Source organism: Tenacibaculum sp. MEBiC06402 (assembly GCF_049239625.1).
Taxonomy (GTDB): Bacteria; Bacteroidota; Bacteroidia; order Flavobacteriales; family Flavobacteriaceae; genus Polaribacter.
In genome coordinates, this window is the sequence record NZ_JBMKKT010000081.1 from 29595 (window position 1) to 48828 (window position 19234).

18 protein-coding genes and 1 other RNA gene are annotated in these 19234 nt (G+C 27.5%); 11 read left to right on the forward strand and 8 right to left on the reverse strand.

What is annotated here, in order from left to right; all coding sequences use genetic code 11:
* Positions 1 to 220: 220 nt before the first annotated feature.
* Positions 221 to 1117: an alpha/beta hydrolase-fold protein gene (locus tag ACOSP6_RS01750; RefSeq protein WP_422095543.1), complete on the forward strand. Its 897-nt coding sequence runs from the start codon at positions 221 to 223 to the stop codon at positions 1115 to 1117.
* Between the two features lie 68 nt (positions 1118 to 1185).
* Here ACOSP6_RS01750 and ACOSP6_RS01755 read toward each other — a convergent pair whose 3' ends face one another.
* The 5 genes from ACOSP6_RS01755 to ACOSP6_RS01775 form a co-directional block, all read right to left on the reverse strand.
* Complete coding sequence (locus ACOSP6_RS01755; protein WP_422095542.1) at positions 1186 to 2763, reverse strand: S8 family serine peptidase; 1578 nt, start codon at positions 2761 to 2763, stop codon at positions 1186 to 1188.
* A 124-nt stretch (positions 2764 to 2887) separates the two neighbouring features.
* Positions 2888 to 3076 carry a hypothetical protein gene (locus ACOSP6_RS01760; protein ID WP_422095541.1) on the reverse strand — a complete coding sequence of 63 codons (189 nt, stop codon included), beginning with the start codon at positions 3074 to 3076 and terminating at the stop codon, positions 2888 to 2890.
* Positions 3077 to 3174: 98 nt separating this feature from the next.
* Positions 3175 to 4857, reverse strand: coding sequence for a helix-turn-helix domain-containing protein (locus tag ACOSP6_RS01765; protein WP_422095540.1), 1683 nt, complete (start codon positions 4855 to 4857; stop codon positions 3175 to 3177).
* Positions 4854 to 5669 (reverse strand): thiopeptide-type bacteriocin biosynthesis protein, encoded by an 816-nt coding sequence (locus tag ACOSP6_RS01770; RefSeq protein ID WP_422095539.1) that lies wholly within the window; start codon positions 5667 to 5669, stop codon positions 4854 to 4856. The genes ACOSP6_RS01765 and ACOSP6_RS01770 overlap by 4 nt, the downstream gene beginning before the upstream one ends.
* A gap of 5 nt (positions 5670 to 5674) precedes the next feature.
* Positions 5675 to 7885, reverse strand: a complete 2211-nt coding sequence (locus ACOSP6_RS01775) for a lantibiotic dehydratase family protein (protein ID WP_422095538.1) — start codon at positions 7883 to 7885, stop codon at positions 5675 to 5677.
* A gap of 459 nt (positions 7886 to 8344) precedes the next feature.
* Here ACOSP6_RS01775 and ACOSP6_RS01780 point away from each other — a divergent pair, with 459 nt between their 5' ends.
* The 4 genes from ACOSP6_RS01780 to ACOSP6_RS01795 all read left to right on the forward strand — a co-directional run bounded on the left by ACOSP6_RS01780 (position 8345) and on the right by ACOSP6_RS01795 (position 12480).
* The gene (locus ACOSP6_RS01780) at positions 8345 to 8578 is read left to right on the forward strand and encodes a hypothetical protein (RefSeq protein ID WP_422095694.1); all 234 of its coding nucleotides are present in this window, start codon (positions 8345 to 8347) and stop codon (positions 8576 to 8578) included.
* A gap of 27 nt (positions 8579 to 8605) precedes the next feature.
* Entirely contained in the window at positions 8606 to 9004 is a 399-nt protein-coding gene (locus ACOSP6_RS01785; protein ID WP_422095536.1) for a hypothetical protein, read from the forward strand.
* Positions 9005 to 9087: 83 nt separating this feature from the next.
* Positions 9088 to 9813, forward strand: a complete 726-nt coding sequence (locus tag ACOSP6_RS01790) for a GLPGLI family protein (protein ID WP_422095535.1) — start codon at positions 9088 to 9090, stop codon at positions 9811 to 9813.
* A 6-nt stretch (positions 9814 to 9819) separates the two neighbouring features.
* Positions 9820 to 12480 (forward strand): carboxypeptidase-like regulatory domain-containing protein, encoded by a 2661-nt coding sequence (locus ACOSP6_RS01795; RefSeq protein WP_422095534.1) that lies wholly within the window; start codon positions 9820 to 9822, stop codon positions 12478 to 12480.
* 71 nt (positions 12481 to 12551) lie between these two features.
* Here ACOSP6_RS01795 and ssrA read toward each other — a convergent pair.
* Positions 12552 to 12950, reverse strand: a transfer-messenger RNA (tmRNA) gene (gene ssrA, locus ACOSP6_RS01800).
* 362 nt (positions 12951 to 13312) lie between these two features.
* Between ssrA and ACOSP6_RS01805 the strand changes: the two genes are divergently transcribed.
* Positions 13313 to 14863: a helix-turn-helix domain-containing protein gene (locus ACOSP6_RS01805; protein ID WP_422095533.1), complete on the forward strand. Its 1551-nt coding sequence runs from the start codon at positions 13313 to 13315 to the stop codon at positions 14861 to 14863.
* A gap of 21 nt (positions 14864 to 14884) precedes the next feature.
* Here ACOSP6_RS01805 and ACOSP6_RS01810 read toward each other — a convergent pair whose 3' ends face one another.
* Positions 14885 to 15064: a hypothetical protein gene (locus ACOSP6_RS01810; RefSeq protein WP_422095532.1), complete on the reverse strand. Its 180-nt coding sequence runs from the start codon at positions 15062 to 15064 to the stop codon at positions 14885 to 14887.
* Positions 15065 to 15338: 274 nt separating this feature from the next.
* On the opposite strand from ACOSP6_RS01810, the gene ACOSP6_RS01815 reads away from it, so the two are divergent.
* The 5 genes from ACOSP6_RS01815 to ACOSP6_RS01835 all read left to right on the forward strand — a co-directional run bounded on the left by ACOSP6_RS01815 (position 15339) and on the right by ACOSP6_RS01835 (position 18427).
* Positions 15339 to 15545: a hypothetical protein gene (locus tag ACOSP6_RS01815; RefSeq protein WP_422095531.1), complete on the forward strand. Its 207-nt coding sequence runs from the start codon at positions 15339 to 15341 to the stop codon at positions 15543 to 15545.
* A gap of 228 nt (positions 15546 to 15773) precedes the next feature.
* Positions 15774 to 16997, forward strand: coding sequence for an NAD(P)-dependent oxidoreductase (locus ACOSP6_RS01820; protein ID WP_422095530.1), 1224 nt, complete (start codon positions 15774 to 15776; stop codon positions 16995 to 16997).
* A complete protein-coding gene (locus ACOSP6_RS01825; RefSeq protein ID WP_422095529.1) occupies positions 16984 to 17619 on the forward strand; it encodes a DUF2459 domain-containing protein in 636 nt (211 codons plus the stop codon). Before ACOSP6_RS01820 ends, ACOSP6_RS01825 begins: the two co-directional genes overlap by 14 nt.
* A gap of 22 nt (positions 17620 to 17641) precedes the next feature.
* On the forward strand, positions 17642 to 18205 hold the full coding sequence (locus tag ACOSP6_RS01830) for a hypothetical protein (RefSeq protein WP_422095528.1): 564 nt from the start codon (positions 17642 to 17644) through the stop codon (positions 18203 to 18205).
* A gap of 6 nt (positions 18206 to 18211) precedes the next feature.
* Entirely contained in the window at positions 18212 to 18427 is a 216-nt protein-coding gene (locus ACOSP6_RS01835) for a DUF3820 family protein (protein ID WP_422095527.1), read from the forward strand.
* An 8-nt stretch (positions 18428 to 18435) separates the two neighbouring features.
* Here the strand turns inward: ACOSP6_RS01835 and ACOSP6_RS01840 are convergent, their stop codons facing one another.
* Positions 18436 to 19215 carry a hypothetical protein gene (locus ACOSP6_RS01840; RefSeq protein ID WP_422095526.1) on the reverse strand — a complete coding sequence of 260 codons (780 nt, stop codon included), beginning with the start codon at positions 19213 to 19215 and terminating at the stop codon, positions 18436 to 18438.
* Positions 19216 to 19234 lie beyond the last annotated feature (19 nt).

The following is a 19234-nucleotide window of genomic DNA, read 5'->3' on the forward strand; positions in this document are numbered from 1 at the left end:
AACGCAAAAAAGCGCAATTTAACCTATAGCAATAAAACAACTAAAAATCAATCGTTTAAAAGTAAGCTAAATTAATATTGTAATTGCCGCAATTTAACGCAAGAAAACGCAATTTATTAATAACCGAAAAATACAAAATATTTATATTTGATAGATTTCAATTTAAAATGTCTAGGTTTTAAGTTTTTCGATATTTGTCATAATAAACAACCAAAAATTCATGAAACAGAATATTATAATAGTTATCCTTTCCTTTTTATTTACAAATATCTACGGGCAAAAAAATGAATTGGGTTATAAAACCGATAGTCATAAAATTTACTCATCAGACAATGATGAATATTTATTAAAAGTAACTTTCCCAAGAAACTACGATCCTAATAAAGAATATAAAACACTTTATTACTTAGATGCTTACTGGCTTACTGAAATAGTTTTAGGTTCTTATACAATTCTAGATTTATGTGATTATGTTGAGAATATAGTTTTTGTTGGAGTTTCCTTGCATGGTTCAGAAAAAGATTGGAATACACAAAGAAATATGGATTTCACTCCTACTCCGTTTCAAAACTTAGGACTTCTTGATAAACTAAAAGAAAAAGATGAAAAGAATAAGATGAAAATTACTATCACATCAGGAGCAGGAAATCTATTTAATAAAAACAGTACTGGTGGAGCGAACTTATTTTTAGATTTTTTAGAGAATGATATAATAAACTTTATTGAAAATAAATACCCAAATCTAAATAAGAGAAAAGGATTACTTGGACATTCGCTTGGAGGACTATTTGGTTTTTATACTTTGAAAAATCGTCCTGAATTATTTCAAGACTTACTTCTAATATCTGCATCCTTATCTTGGAATTCCTCAGAAATAGTTAGCGAAGAGTTTTTCTGGAAATTACTTAAATCTAAAACTGATATAAAGTTATACCATAGTTATGGAACAGATGAAGTAAAAGCAACAGTCAAATCAAATAATACTTTAAGCGAAATGATAACTCAGAAAGAAATAAAAAATTTCAATTATAACTTTTCACCTATAAAAAAGACAAATCATCATTCAGTTTTATCAAGAGCAATTTATGATGGTCTATTGTTTTTATATAAGAAATAAGAACACATTCGATAGAATGTTTTAATTGGAATTGAAAAAATAGTATTTAATTAAATTTATTCCAACCATTATCTTCCATAGATATTTTCTGCCATTATTAAGGCGTTGTATGCATTTAATATTTTTCCCGATTTAGAAAGTTTACTAAGAGGAGTTTTTCTTTTTTTATCTCCTTTTACAGGTGTTTTAACCTCTATGTTTAACGTGATTCCAGAACTCATTAAAATAGATTTTACTTCTGAAGGTTTTAGGTTGGGATATTTCTGATATATTAAGCTAGCTACACCACATGTAAGAGCAGAAGCCAAAGAAGTACCACTATCAAAGCCTTTTTTACTATTTGGGAAAGTAGTATAAATATCTTCAGCTGGAGCAAAAAAATCTACATCTATATTACCGTAATTACTATCATAATACAAAAGGTTATCATCTAATTTTCTTGAAATACCTCCAACTAAAATAAAATTATCAACTACTTCTTCACCATTATCAATATTATCATTAGGATAATAACTATTAACCTTATTTAAATCGTAACCTGAATTTCCCGCCGAAGAAACAATTAATACATTTTTTTGTTCTGCATATTTCATAGCACCTAAAACCCATTGATTGTTTAATGAAAATTCTTTTCCAAAACTCATATTGATAATTTTTGCTCCGTTATCAACTGCATATTTGATACCTACTGCAATATCTTTATCCCTTTCATCTCCAAAAGGAGATATACAAACAGGCATTATTTCGACATTTTCATTAATGCTTATAATTGATCCAGCAATTTTAGTTCCGTGCGTAAATAGGTTTATATTATTATCGACTAGATTATTTCCATAATAAATATCATTAACATCATCTGGATTATCTCCTATTAATGCCCTATCATCATAATTTAGATTTAAAAGTTTAGAAACTCTTTCTTGTGCCTGAGTTCTATAATTATCAACGTACTCCCTAGAGAAACCATACTTAATAAAGTTAGATTTTATTAATATACACTCCTGTAAATTTTCATCTTGAGAATATTTTTCTTTTAAACTATCTAAAGATTCTTGCGAATATTTTTGATTTAAAAAATATGTATTTAAAACACTATCAACTCTATTCAATGTAGTAACAAGCATATTTGAATATTCAATATCTTCTTTAGCAAACTCACCCTTTTTATCAAACCTTTCTTTTGCTTTAATAAACATTCTATACTCTACAGAATCTTTAAAGTTTAATGATGTAGTATCATTAAACCTGTTTTCAAATTTCTTAATTACTCTAGTAAAAGAATAACTTGTAAATGAATTATTTTCCCCATCATTACTACCTAAAAAATTCCATCCATTCACATCATCTACATAACCATTTTTATCATCATCCAAATTGTTTTCGGCTATTTCATTTTTATTTCCCCAAATATTATTTTTTAAATATTCATGATTAATATCTACTTCAGAATCAAGAATTGCTATTAAAACTTTCTTATTAGTTTTTGAAAAATCAATACTATCATGCACTCTTTCAATACTTAATCCTGGAATGGAATCTTTTATTATATCCATTAAAAACCAAGATTTTTTTTCGTCCTCGGAAAGATTGTTTTTTTTTGCTTTTAATTGAGATTCATTTACAACTATAAAATCCCTTTTAATCATATTGTTACAACTAAAAAATAAAAAAACTGCTATTAGACCTAGTATTTTTTTAAAAAACATTTGTTTAGATATAAGTTTTAATGTGATAGAAGCGAATATTTAAAAATACTCGCTTCTTATGAATTTAATTTCCTACTTCTCCTTCACCTTCTTTTTTAATTAGAACAAACTTTTTGGATTTATCAACACATTTTAAGTTTTTTCCAGTTTCCCCATTATCTCCATCTCCATCTCCATCCCCTCCTCTAATATGATAAGTGTTCTTTAGTTCAAGAATTCTAAATTTTTCTAAGTTCAATTTGTTTTTTTTCATGATATTTTTGGTATTAAAATTATGTCTCAAATAAACCATAAATAAAATTAAAACTAATGAAAGTATTCTTCAAATTAGTCCATATTTATGAATTTCGACTATTTTGAATCTTTTAATTTATCTAACTCTCTTAAAAAATAAGAGGGCTTTATTCCTTTTATTTTAAAAAAAGCTTTTGAAAAAGACTCTGAGTTATTGAACCCTGCTTCTTCTGCAATAGCTTTTATAGTAAACTTTCTTAGGTTTGAATCTTCTTTTAATCTTACTATAATGTAGTTTATTCTTAAATCACTTAAATAATTCGAAAAAGACTTTCCTTTGAAATGGTTAATCACTTTAGATAAATAATTCGTATTCGTATCTAAATCTTTAGCTAATAAATTTAGAGTTAAGTTCTTGTTAGTAAACTTTCTATTCTTTTCGAAATCATCCAACCTAGAAAGTGTTAAATTTACTATTTCCTCTGGAACCTTTATTCCTTGGGGTTTGACCTCTAGATCAACTTTTTTATCTTCAGCATTAGCAATAATTTCTTCAAATTTTCTTTTGTAAAACCTTCTCTTGTAGAATTGAAGAGCTGAAATATAAATAAACAAAACTATTAGAGTGATTAGGATTACAAATAACAATTTTGATTTTTTCTCTTTAAACTTAAGATCATTAATTAATTTTTCTTTATTCGAAATAAGTCTTGGTATGTCAAACTCCTTGATTAAATTTTTATTAATATATATTTCATTTGTATAAAGAATACTATCTAGTTTAATCAATTGATTTGTATAATCAATCTGTTGTTTTAAATTGTTATTATTTTCTGCATAGTTAATCAACTGATGATATGTATCTCTAATTATTGGTAATAAATCACCTGTTGATTTAAAAATTGTATCAACTTTTTTAAAATATTTTATAGCTAAGCTATTTTGCCCTATCATTTTATAAGATTTTGCTAAAAAGTAATAAGCTTCAGATGAGTTAGGCATATCTTTGTTATCAGTAAAATGAACCGAAGCTTTTGTTAGACTATCAATAGCTATTTTAAATTTTTGGTCAAAAAAATGCGTTATTCCTTGACTCAATATAAAATAATACCTTTCATTAGGTTCATCTAGTTTAATAGCTTCTTTATACCCAAGTTCATTATAAAAACTAGCAGAATCTAGTTGATTCAAATAATTATATGAATTAGCCATTGCATATATTGATTGTAGATATATATAATTGAATTTATATTTCATTTGACTCTTTGAAAAATTAAAATTTTTCTTGTGAATCTCAATAGCTTCTTCATGTTCCCCATTTCTATCTTTGACTAATCCAATATCATATTCAATAAAAAAAGACAAGGTTTTGTTATTTGTTTTTTCTACATATTTTTTCGCTAATAAATAATTTTTTAACTCCTTTTTAAACTTCCTTTTTTCATAATAATACTCTCCTTTCATCCTATAAGCTGAAGCTGAATATTCACTAAGCTTATCATTCTTTAAACTAATTAGAAGTATACTATCTAGATAGACTAATCTTTTGGGATCTTTCTCATATAGTAGACTCGCTATCTCATAACCCGTCAATAAGTTTAACGAATCTTTTTCTTTCTTTGCTTTGTTTATCCATACTTTTAAATAAAACTCGCTCTTTTTAAAATTGGATTCATTATTATATAATTCAAATAATTCATCAAAACTTTTTAAATTCAAGGAGTCCTGTGATGATTGACCGAAAGAGAATATCTTATTAATAATAAAAAAAACAAAAAAAACCTTTATTGAACGACTCATAGTCTTGCTGATTTAGATTTATATTCTCTATTCAAAAAATCATAAATAACCATTTCAAAAACTCTTTGATTATTTGAAAAAATTCTATTCAAAGACATATGTAAATAACTACTTAGTAATTCTTCAATATTAACTTCTAATTTATCCTCTTGCTTTATGAGAATAATTTGATTAACTAGGTATTTAAGGTTATCAACTTCAATTTTCTGAGATGCTAGATGAATCTTTTTTTGGAATTTGCGATACATCAAACTTAACGATTTTTTGGTCTTTGTCTTATCCGCTCCAAGCTCCTCTTTAAAAGACTTCTGCATTGTGTCTAAAAAAGACATTAAAAAATCCTCAGAAAAATTAAAAAGTTTAATTATTGATTCTATGTATTTAAAAGCAAAAACAAATAGCTCTTCATCATCTCTAGAATTTTCTATCATTTTAATTATGTTTTCGCTATCATTGAAAAAAAATGTCTCAGAAATCTTCATTGTATTACTACCATACCTTCTAATTTCTCTTTTGTAAGTATTTATTTGTAAATCCCAAATTTGACCACTATCCAAATAAAACTTGAAAGATTCATTCAATGCTTTAATTACTCGTCCTAATGAATTTGTATCATTTAACAATAACCTTAATCTTAAATGACTATCTATGTCTTTATACCTTATAAAAAACCATTTATTAATAATGTTTTCTTCTAAAAGCATCTTAACTAATGGCTTAATACTATATAATAATATATAATTTGTAGTTGTGGTTCCACAATAAATTTTATAGTAAATCCATTTGTCGCCAGGAAGAAACTCTTTTTTCAATTTTTCTATCTATTTTGATTTAATTTTTCTTGATTAAAAAACGAAATGACAACTTCATTACAAAAAGATTTTCCGTTATTTTTAATAAATTCTTCTTCTGAAAACAAAAACTCCTCCAAAATAAAGCTTTCACGATTTTTAACCGTATGATAAAGCATCTTAAAAGATGTCTGGTTTTCCAAATAAACAAGTAATTTTCTATCTCCTTCTATCAACTCTACGTATTTTGGTAATGAAAATTCATTTCTCCAAGTTTTTATTGAATGCTCAAAATCTTTACTTTCAAAAACCTCTTTAAGCAAAAGAGTTTTAAAATTCCATCTTGCTTTAGAAAAAATAAAATTATCAAACTCTATTCTCGGCAAAAATGTTAATTCCGTAAAAATAGAATTCCAATTAAACACTATACTTTCTCTATTATTCTGTGTTTGAATATCACATAAAAATCTATAAGCAGACAATAATTCTGGATTATTATACAGATGAGCACTTCCTAATTTTGGTACTATTTCTAAATCATGCCTTGCAGAAAATAACTTAATTCTATTATCCTCTACTGTAACTAATATATCTTGAATGTGTATTTGCTTTTCAACTTCAAGTGTAGAGTTAATTAAAATTGGAATTTCAAATTCTCTGAAATGAGACCTCTGTAATATATTTCCTGTTCTCACTTGTGGTAAGTGGTTAATTTCAGCTATAATTTTATTCCCGTTTATTTCTTCCTCTATTTTAGATATTTTATCAATGAACTTTAAAACATTTTTATCTCCTTTTGAAAACCTCCCTAATAAATTTACAGCACTTGATCCTCCAGCGTAATTCATGAAAATTTTTGATTCGTTTCCAACTTTATACAACTCTATTATAGTAGAAAACGTATCCGGTAAATCATTCCAATCAGCTGGAAAATTTTCAAAATCTTCTTCTTTTAATTTTATTGAATATTCATTTTTAGAGTAACAAGTAATTAATTTAGTTTGTAAAAAGTTATCAAAATCACTCCAGATAATCTCCTTGTATCTTTTTTTATCAGACTCAAAAATGATATCGTTCAAAAAACTTGATTTAATTTTATTTTCAATCCCATACCCTATACCTATGTCAGGGTCTAAAACTAAACTAAGAGATAGCTTTTTATCTTCATATCTCTTTTTAAACTTAATCTTAAAGTTTTCTAATCTCTGATCAGCTGAAGGTAAAGTAATTCTATTTAAAACCTTTAAGGCTCTTAAAATTTCTTTCTTATACTTTGTGTCTAGAGTATTTTCAAAAGTTGAAGAAAAAACATTAGTTTTAAATGTATAGCTATTATTATTTGGTGAAATTATGTCTTTTATTAATTTTTCAATTGATAAATACTGTTCTATTTCATTTTGAAAGCTATTATCTAAATTTTCGAGTCTTACATTTAAATCAAGTAATTTATTGTACCTATTATCTTTTCCAATAATGCTTAGGAGTTTGCTTAAATATTCTTCCCCAATAACATTCAAATCAACTTCAGAAATTAATATTTGATGTTTAATTAATTCATCAATATATCCTCTTGCCTCTTGATATGTTATATCCTCATCTATTATATCATCAATCAAATTACTTATTGTAGCTCCCGATTTAGATTTCGTTAATACCTTTTTTAAATGATTTGAAAATTTCAATCCCTCTAAAGAATACTCTCTTTTAAAATCTCTATAATTATGTTCGAAATATCTAAAATGGTTTCCTACTGTATATATACTATTATTAGGGTAATAAAGTACTTTTTCATATAAAGTTTTATCCCTTGAAACGGACAGGTATATCTCATTTAAAAGTATAAAATCTAAAGTCGTATCTCTTTTAAACAAATTAACATTCTCTAAGATAATATTTGTCTCAGAACCGAATTTACCTAAATTACAACCAGCAAATAATCCAAAAGGTGTAGATCTACTAGATATTCTAGTAAAATATTTTAGCACGGATGTTTTTAATTTATCTATTTTATTAGGACTTATAACTAGTCCTTTTTCCCATTTTTCAATTTGATTAAAAAGGTTTGGTGAAGCGAGATATATTGCTTCTCTCATAAGTTTATTACTCAGGATAATTTTAAAATCATTATCAGATAAACTTTTTTTTTGAATAATCTTTTTATAATCTGAAATTGGAAACAATGGTGTTCTTAAATAATACTCATCGAATATTTGATATGGATTATTGTCTCTACTCATAATTATAAATTTTCAAAGCCATACAAAACTACCATTTTACTTTCTAGTAAAAAAAAGTAAACAACCTTGTTTTTCAGCCTTTAGGATGTTTTTTTCTACTCTTTATTCATAAATATCGACTCCTCTTTTATGAATGTCGAGAATGATTAATTGTTTTCAATATGATTTTACTTTTTGTTTGCAATGCAATTCATCGACTAGGGAAAGTTGATATGAAAAAAACCATGAAGGAAAATAGAATAAAGAGAAGAGAACAGAACAATCAAGAATGTAAAAACGGGGAACCTCTATATCTTGAAGAGTTGTTCTTCTATTTTCCCTAGATGGCTGCCAGCCTAAGAACCTAAAAACTCTTGGGTTGGCATTAAAAAAATAGCATTAAAATATTTGTTGCGCAACAAATGGGCGTATACCGAAAAGCCCAAATAATAGAGTAGGTTAATCTAAAAACAATAATTTATGAAACTTTTAAAACCGATAGGCTTTACAATTATGTTTCTAACTTTAATGAGCTTCAACAACTCATCCAAAATAAATGATTTTGACAATACTGTTTGCTCAACAGGTACTATAGAATCAGCAGAATTTGGTACAGTTACAATGACAGTTTGTTACACAGGACCTGAGACAGGTAGTGCTTTAGCTGCAAAACTTAGAGCTAAAATTGCGGATGTAAGAGCGCAAGCAGAATAATTAATATCAATTAAAAAATTAAAGACAATGAAAAAAATATTTTTAACCTTAGCAGTATGCTTTGCTACACTTAGTAGCTTTGCAAATAACTTAAATAATTCTTCTAGAAACTTTTCTACAGATAAAAACATTAGCACAGATGACATTCAAGTCGTACTTAATGTTTTAATAGATGGAGAAAGTAAAGAATTCATTTTTTCTTCAAACTCTGAAGACTACAGTTCAAAATTCGATTTATATACGAAAATGATTAACGACAAAATTGTTAATTCAAATATCGATGACTGTACTGTTTCTGTAAAAGTTAGAGTTGGATGGGGTAGTAACTTTGTTGAAGTTGCAGTTACTAGAACTGTAGACTGTAGTCAATGGATTCAGGAATTAAGAAAAATTAAAGAAGAGATTCAAGCCGAACTAGGTATGTAGTTTTAGAACAATAAGGCTTTCTAGAAGACAATATTTAACAACTTAAATTTACTTTCTAGATAGCCTTTTTTAATGAGAAAAATATGAGAGCAACTATATTATTTGTTTTTTTATGGATAACAAACACTTATTCACAAAATGCTTCCGTAAAAATCAATTATGATTTTAACTTAAATTTAAATGATAATCAACAATATAAATCCGTACTATATATTGGAAAAGAAAAAAGTCTCTTTTTATGGAACAAACCATTTATAAAAAACTCAAGAATTGAAGATGAGGAGAGTATTAATGTTAATTTAAACGCTAACGATACAATTGGGAGTTTTAATCTTGGATTAAGATTAAAAGATAGCATATATAGTAGAATTCCTTACTTTAAAAAAGAAGTGATCCTTTTAAAAGAAAAAGTTCCTTCTATTGAATGGAAAATTCATAAAGAAACAAAGAAAGTTGGTGATTTCCAATGTCAAAAAGCAGTAGCTAACTTTAGAGGAAGGGAATACACAGCATGGTTTGCACCTGATTTACCTATTAAAGTAGGTCCTTGGAAATTACACGGATTGCCGGGATTGATTTTAATTGCTTATGATACAAAAAGAGAAATAGAGTTTTATGTAACATCAATTTCTCAATCTAGTTATAAAATTGAACCTAGCTTGAAAGCAAATAGAATTATGTATTTAAGTGAATATATAGAGTTCATAGAAAAAGGACCTCTAGATTTCTTAAAGAAATTAAAATCAAAACTTCCAAGAGGTACAGAAATGACAGTTGATATTAAAAAAGGTATTGAAAGTTTTGAATAATTTTTAATGAAGAAGTGTAAAATATTTTTTGTTTCAGTCTTTTTTTGTTTTTTCTACAACCATTTAACAAGTCAAACAGTAATTACAGGTAATGTAAAAACTGTTAATAATGAGCCTATTTACCAAGTAAATGTTATAGTAAAAGATCAATCCGAAAAAACTATAGTCAATTATACCAGTACTAACGAGGAAGGAGCTTTTAGTTTAACAATTAATAAAACAGGAAAGCTTAATCTAACATTTTCCTTGTTAGGCTTTGAAACACAAAACATTCCTATTGACATTTTAAAATTAGGAGATAAAAGTTTTTCTATTGTACTAAAAGAAAAATCATTTGAATTAAATGAAGTAGTAGTAAAATCTGAAAGATCAATTAAAATAAAAAAAGATACTATTGTTTTTAATGTTAAATCTTTTACAAAAGGAAATGAGGAAGTAGTTGAAGATTTACTGAAAAACATACCTGGTTTAGATGTAGATGCAGATGGCACTATTAAAATAGGTAACCAAGAAATTGAAAAGGTTATGGTTGATGGTGATGATTTTTTTGAAAAAGGCTATAAAGTATTAACAAAAAATCTACCTCCTAATCCTATAGATAAAGTAGAAGTATTAAAAAACTACTCAAATAACAAACATTTAAAAGGGGTAGAAGAAAGTGAAAAAGTAGCTTTAAACTTAGTTTTGAAAGAGGACGCCAAAAGGGTTTGGTTTGGAAATGCAGTTGCAGGTTACGGAATAGCTTCAGAAAATAGATACACATTTCAAAGCAACTTAGCTAATTTCGGAAAAAAAAATAAATATTATTTTATCACTAACATGAATAACATTGGTTCAGATGCAACTGGTGACATTTCAAACCTTATGTATTCATTTCGAATAGATCAACCTTCAAGTATTGGAGACAATGAAAAAGTTAATAACCTACTTGGTTTAGACGCTTTTATACCTAATTTTAAAGATTCAAGAACTAACCTTAATAATACTGAACTAGTATCTTTGAATGCCATTTTCAATCCTACAAAAAAACTAAGAATTAAACCCATTGTTTTTTTAAATTGGGATGAGAATGATTTTTTCAGAAATTCAACAGAAAACTTCCAAACTGCAAATACAACTTTCAGTAATACCGAAAACTTCTCGTTAAGAAAAAAAAGAATTACAGGCTTTGGTAAATTAGATATAACTTATAATGCTTCTAAAAAGAGTACGCTAGAAATTATCACCAAATATAATAGGGAAAGACAAAATAATATTAGCGATTTAATTTTCAATAACCGAAGTACTATAGAGCATTTCAAGTCAAAAAAAACATTATTTGATAATAAAGCTACCTTCACAAGTAAGCTAAATAAAAATAGAGTAATACTAGCAACAAGTAGGTACATTTACGAATCATTACCTGAAAATTATAGTATAAATCAATTTTTATATGACGATTTATTTCCAAATGTAACAAGTAATAATATTGCTCAAATAAATGATAACAATATGACTTTTTGGGGATTAGAAGGTCATTTATTAGACAGAAGAAAAAAAGGTAATTTATTAGAGGTTCAAATTGGAAATCAGTTAAGAAAAGATAATTTAACTTCTTCTTTCCAATTAAAAGATGATAATTTTATTGCCGAGACCCCTAACGACTATCAGAATAATCTTAGTTATCTATCTAATGATTTATACCTAAAAACAAAATATCTTTTAAAACTAAATAAAAAAGTATCTTTTAACGCAAATCTAGGAGTTCATCAGTTATTTAATAGATTTAATAAGAGTAGTGAGCAACAATTTTTTGTTAACCCTAAATTAGGATTTACTTGGAAAATCAATAACAACAATAAAATTAGCTCTTCATATTCCTATAACACAACAAACTCAAAAATCTTAGACATATACGACAACTTTATTTTAAGAGGTTTTAGAAGTTTTTCAAAAGGAACAGGACAATTCAATCTGTTAAACTCTTCTTCAGCCTTCTTTAATTATACTTTTGGGAATTGGGGAAGTAGATTTTTTGCAAACACTTCGATAGTTTATAATAAAAATCATGACTTTTTTAGCACTAATTCTATCATAAATCAAAACTATTCTCAAGCCGAGAAAATTCTAATAAAAGACAGAGATTTTTTAAGTATTAATTCAAGTATTGATCGATATTTTAAATTTATTTCATCTAACCTAAAATTAGACTTTGGTATTTCATCTGCTAATTATAAGAATATTGTAAACAGCTCTAATCTTAGAGAAGTTATTTCAAAAAATTATTCTTATGGGTTAGAATTACGTTCTGGATTTAATAGCTTTTTTAATTATCATATTGGTACAAAATGGCTGACAAACCAAATAAAAACAAGTACTTCAAATTCTTTTACAAATAATATTTCATTTTTAGATTTGTCTTTTACTTTTGATAAAGTAAATGCAGATTTCCAATTAGAAAGATATGCTTTTGGAAATGTTAATAAAGACAATAGTGCATATTACTTTGCAGATTTTAACTTAAGATATACCTTAAAAAAGAATAAAACAAAACTTTCATTAACAGGTAAAAATCTTTTTAACACTAATAGATTTAAAGAATTAAGAATTAGCGATATTGGTACATCAACAAATGAATACAGATTGGTACCAAGATATATTTTATTAAAATTCGATTATCGCTTCTAAACAATTTTTTGTCACCTAAATTGTCACCTAAAAACAACAAACCCTGTAAACAAAATGCTTACAGGGTTTATTTGTGGAGACGCCGAGAATCGAACTCGGGTCCAAACAAGTAGCAAAAAAGCTTTCTACATACTTAGTTCTTATTTAATTTTCGATTAAAAGCTGACTAAGAACTGCCCACTTTTAACTTATCTTCTTTAGTTTCGAAAGCCTATCGAAGTGCTAGACTCTCTATGTTTACTTTTACGATGCCCAAAAGTGAAACGCCGCAAACCAAGGCTTTTCGTGGACATTTAGCTTGCACACCTTGTGTGCCGGGGCTTGAATCTTACTATAATTCGGATTATTAAGCAGCTAAAGCGTAATTATTTTCGCCGTTTAAATTTTTGAAATAAGTTTTACGAGTATTCATTTCACTCCTCGGTATGCTTACAGTTTTACTAGTCTTGCTGTCAAAACCAGTCGTCCCCAATATGTCAAGGATGTATTATAAAATTTCAAAATTTATACCAAAATAAACAATGAGCCATAATGACATAGCCTCTTAAAAAGACAGACAACAAATATAAAAACAAGTTTACATAAACAAACAATAATCTTTTGTTTTAATTTATTTAAAAAATCTATGAGAGCTATTTTTCATATATTTATCCACACTGCAAACCGTTATTAGTTTATGCGTCCTTACTTTTGTCTTATTATTTTATTAGTATTCAACAGTATAAAATGTTTTTCACAACAAGCTTCAAATAAAAATCAAAATAGATTAAAAACATTAAAACAAAAATTTTATAACAATAAGAAAATTGGAACAGATAGTACTTTATTCTATATGAATGAACTATCATTAACACAACAAACTTCCTATAAAACTTTTGCGTATGCTGCTTCCTTGTATTTAAAAACAAGAGATAAATATCAATTAAATTTCGAATCTTATAAAGATAGCATAAACAAGTATCTACCTAAAATAAAGGAAAACAACACGAATTACACACTTCTTTTTGATATTCATATTTTGTTAGGAAACACTTACAAGAGAAGAGGACAAATGAAACTTGCCCTGCAACATTATTTAAAGGCTGAAAATTATGCTTTAATAATTAATGATGTTGAACGTATTGTTAAGATAAAAGGAAACGTTGCTCTTGTTTATCAGGACATGAGAAAACTTGATAATGCACTGCAACAAATAAATACAACGCTGAAAATTGTAGAAAACAATAAGGAACGATTAGGGAGTAAATATGCGACCAGAAAATTTAAAACTCTTCTTAATACTAGTGCTATTTACAATTCATTATTAAACGAAGAAAGAGAAACTTTTCGCTATGGAGACTCTTCCATTTATTATCTAAATACAATACTTTCTGATAAAGACCTTAAACTCTCTAAATTCAAATACGGACAAGTTTATAATAACTTAGCTACTGCGTACAACCTAAAAAAGGAATACAATAAGGCCGAACCATTTTTTCAAAAAAGTATAGCATTTTTTACTGAAAGTAACGCACAAGCTTATTTGTATAATGCTTTTTATAATTCAGGTGTGAATTATTGGGAAATGAACAAATTACAATACAGTAAACGTTCGTTTTTAGAAGTTTTACGAATAAAAAAAGACACTTTATTAGATCCAAACTTTGTGAATTCTCATAAATATCTGAGTGAAATTTATGTAAAGCAAAACAATAAAGACTCTGCTTCGTACTACTTTTCAAAGCACCAAAAAATTCTCGCTAAAGCATCTAAAGAAGAACAGCTAGAATATGAAAAGATATTTAGTGCTGATGAAACTTATTTACTCAAGAAAAGAATTGAAAGTTTAAAAGAAACAAACAAAAAAAGTCAAAATTTATTCACTTCTGCTATTATATTACTTATAGTAATTGTCTTGACAAGTATTTATATCATATCTAAGAACGTAAAAGAAAAAAGAAACGCTAAAAAAAGACTTAAAAGTCTCTTAAACTCGACTCAAATAGAATCAAAAGGTCAAAGTAGTTCTACTGCTGTGACTATTAAAAATGAGCATCATGAAGAAGTTATTGAAGGCTTAAAGAAAATCGAAAAAAGTTTATTTTTCCTAAAAGAAGAATTTAACCTTTATAATGCCGCAAAAAAAATAGGAACCAACACAACTTATCTCTCAAAAATTGTTAAGGACTATAAAAAAATGACATTTAGTGAATATACAAATGACTTGAGAATAAAATATATTGTAGAGAAACTAAACAACGATAAAACAGTTAGAGCCTATACAACTCAAGCGATTGGTGAAATAGGTGGTTATAAGAATGCGAAATCCTTTACGCGAATTTTTAAAAAATATACAGGAATAACCCCGTATCAATTTATCGAAAAAATAGAAACGGGGAAGTAAGGGCTTTTTATATAAGTGTTATTAAATACACACTGTACCGTCCTTCTTTTTCTTAGTCTTACCGTCTGCTAATGGAAAACAATCTTCATCGCCATCTGTATTAACTCCTCCATCTAATTTACCTCCTTTAGCATAAATCTTTATTTGCTCTTCTTTTGTCAATTCAAAGTTTTTTAAATCCTCCATAAATGTAAGTCTCATAATTATTTAGTTTTTTGTTTTCTAAAATTACCTTTTTTATGTCCTTTATCAACACGAAAAACACCTTTGTCTATGAAGAATACGTAATAAACTGTTTTTCAGAATATTAAAACCAACAATAGGAGTCACATTTTAAAAAAAGTACCTGCATATTTTATAAATGAGCACCTCTTTCAATTCTTTTTTTCAACATTTCATGAAATATTTGTGAACGAATTCATTTTTTGAATTTCATCAATGAAAATAATTTCACTAACCGAAAAATTCAAATAGTATGATTAAATCAATTTCAAAAATCGGAACAATTTTAAACAAACAAACATTACAAAAAATTAACGGAGGAGGTCCTGGTTCACCTTACTGGTGTAAAAACAGTGATAACTGGGGGCCAAACCCAACCGCATGTAGAAGAGGACAAGAAAGAGTTTATGACTACTCACTTGGATATTGTGTTTGTAAGGGAAAAGTTGCTGATATGTAAAATGCAAATACTTTTAGTTAAAGTAAAAAGACAACTCTCGGTTAATGAGAGTTGTCTTATTACTTATAATTAATGCTGCTCTTAGGAACCTCATCTATTCATACTTTTCTGGACTGTTAAAGACTAAAATACTACTTGTACAGTAGGTCAAAATCGTGTATTTTTGTAGACTGATGTTGTAATTTACAACAAATAACATCTTTTTTGTTAAATTTTATACAGTCAACCATGAAGTTTGGAATCATAAAGGAACGTAAAAATCCACCTGATAAAAGGGTCGTATTTTCTCCGGAAAAATTAAAAGAATTTAAAGCGCAATTTCCGGAAGCTGAAATTGTTGTTGAAAGTTCTGACATACGAGTTTTTAAAGACGAAGAGTACACGGCCGCTGGATTTGAAGTTACCAATGATGTATCCGATTGCGATGTATTATTAGGTGTAAAAGAAGTTCCTGTTGACAACTTAATTCCGAACAAAAAATATTTCTTTTTTAGTCATACCATTAAGAAACAACCTTATAATAGAAAGTTGCTGCAAGCAATGTTAGCTAAAAATATAGAAATGTATGATCATGAAACTATTATAAAAGCTAATGGTGCTCGTTTAATTGGTTTTGGTCGCTATGCTGGGTTAGTCGGTGCATATAACGGAATTAGAGCTATTGGATTAAAAGAAGGAACTTTTTCTTTACCTAAAGTGGAAACTTTGACAGATTTAGATGCTGTAAAAAGAGAGTTAGATAAAATTAAACTTTCAAACATAAAGATATTACTTTCTGGAACTGGAAAAGTAGCTAAAGGAGCTCAAGAAATTCTTGATCACTTAAAAATAAAACAAGTAAGTGATGCTTTATATCTTACATCAAAATTTACTGAACCTGTTTATTGTTTAGTTGATGTAATGGAGTACGCAAAACGTAAAGATGGTAAAGTTGGAGATAAGTATGAATTCTACAAAGATCCAACAGGATATGAAAGCAACTTTATGCCATATGCTAAAGAAACTGATTTCTTTATTGCTGGACATTTTTACGGTGATGGTGCTCCGTATTTATATACAAGAGAGGATGTAAAGTCAAAAGATTTTAATATTAGATATGTTGCAGATATTTCTTGCGATGTAGATGGTCCAGTTGCAACTACGTTAAGAGCTTCAACTATTGCTGATCCTATTTATGGTTACGACGCACAATCTGAGTCTGAAGTTGACTACAAGGATGACAACGCAATTGTAGTAATGGCTGTTGATAATTTACCTTGTGAGTTACCTAAAGATGCTAGTGAAGGTTTTGGCGACATGTTTCTTGAGCATGTAATTCCTGCTTTTTACAACAACGACAAGGACGGGATTTTAGAACGCGCCAAAATGACTACAAATAATGGAGAGTTAACGGAAAGATATCAGTATTTGCAAGATTATGTAGAAGGCAACGATTCGTATGCGCTTCATTAAAAAAACAATACGATATACTTCTTATTTTTTGTCGAGTATCGTTGGATATGTTTGTATTTCTATTCTACTTAGTTATATTACTGTAAATAAAGTTCAAGAAAAGTCGAGTCAACATATTTACATTGCTTCAAATGGAATTCATTTAAGTGTAATCATTCCTGAAGAATATTTATCTGTTGAACTAAAGAAAGATTTACAACTTAAAACAAATACAAAATTCATTAGATTTGGATGGGGAGATGTAAATTTTTATTTAAACACACCGACATGGAGTGATTTTAAAATGAAGTATGCATTGGGTGCATTATTTTGGAATAATCCTACCTTAATTGAGGTAAATCCGAAAAAAGCTTTCAACCCTAAATGGACGCCTGTTCCGGTAAATTCCAATCAACTTGAAAAATTGAATAAATATATCTTCGATACTTTCAAAATTAATCACAATTCTAAAATAAGAATTAAACAAAAAATGTATCCTAATTCACAATTGTTTGAAGCAAATGGCTCTTATTCTCCAATTAAAACGTGTAACACATGGGTAAACACAGGATTTAAGGAAAGCGGATTAAAAGCTAGCTTTTGGACACTGTTTGATTTTGGTCTTTTGCATAAATATCAATAATTTTATTAGTTTTACCGAAAAAATGAAAGAGTTTTCGAATAGAGTTTCCTTAAGAAAAGACCGTAAAAACTTATATATAGAGTTATTAGTTCAATCCTCTGCTATAGCGAGGTTTGCACTTCTAATATTATGCTTTTTAGTTGCCTCAGTTTTATTTTATTTCATGTTTTTCATAGCTAAAAACAGCGAATTTAATCAAGAAACTATAATTCCTTTTTTATTCCTCTTAGGAGTTAACGTTTGGTTGATCAGAAGTTATTTATGGAATAGATATGGTAAAGAATATTTAATTATTTCGAAAAAGAGTTTTAGTTATTATTATGATTATGGCTTAATTCAAACTAAGAAGACTACTTTCAAATGCAATGAATTAACTATTAAAATAGTAAAATTAAACTCCGAACATACTAAATCTACTTTAGCATTTTTCAGGTTTAACGAAGAAAATGATTTGCAAGAGGAAATGCATCCTACCTCTGTTTATATTCGAGATGAAGATATCAATTATCTAGTAAATGAAATTTATAATTTTCTAGATATTGATATTGAAAAGGATGAAGATTTTGGAGGTTTTCATTATAATTAATCAATAATGGAACGAGACAAACAATTTTTAATCGATACAGCAAATATGAAAATGCCTTTTGGCAAATATAAAGGAACGTACTTAATTGATATTCCAGAGTATTACATGGTATGGTATAAAAACAAAGGATTTCCAGCAGGAAAACTCGGAAAAATGATGGCTCTAGTTTATGAATTAAAGCTAAATGGCTTGGAAAGTATTTTACGAAAAATACGTGAATAATAGTCTTTCTACTTGGTAATAAACGTATTCAACCATACACCACTTTTCAAACTTAATAATTCCTCATATGTCTTAAGTTCTGGCAAAACTTTTTTGGAATCCCAAACAGTAAAAAAACCATTAAACTTAGAACTTATCGTTAACAAATGACCTAAAGCGGAATCATTCAATTTTACTGCAAGTACAATGATTTTATCGTTCGAAATCTCCTTTTCTAATGTGGTTTTATCTACAATTCTTGGCATAGCTTGTTCAAGTACATCATAATGAGATAATACATCTGCTAAAAAATAAGGCCGATTACATTTCCCACAATACGCCGTTTTTTTACATAAACACTCAAATTTTAATATCTCCTTCGCTATTTCATATTGACTCTTAATTACTCTGGGATTTTTTCTTCTTAAAATCGCACGCGTAACAGCTGCCCAGCACCAATTACTTTTTAATTGATTATTTACATAAAAGCTAGTAACAACTCCATTAGTAAATTCAACACATGAATTTAATGAAGCCAACTTAAACTGAATCGAAGTAACCTCTGCTATTGATGCTATCAATAAAACGAAATAATCTGGATATTCTTCTTCATGTAATGTTTTATACAAACTATTGTTTACAATAACCGATAAACTACCTGGCTTATTTTCAAATTGCGAAGTCCAAGAAATTTCGAAAATTAAAAAAAAACTAGTGCCTTTGTTTTCCACTTCAAAAGAAAACCTATCCTGAAATGAAATTAATTTGTTCGAATTGTAATTCGGTTTAGAATCAAACTTATAAAACATATGAAAAAAGAGGTCTGAT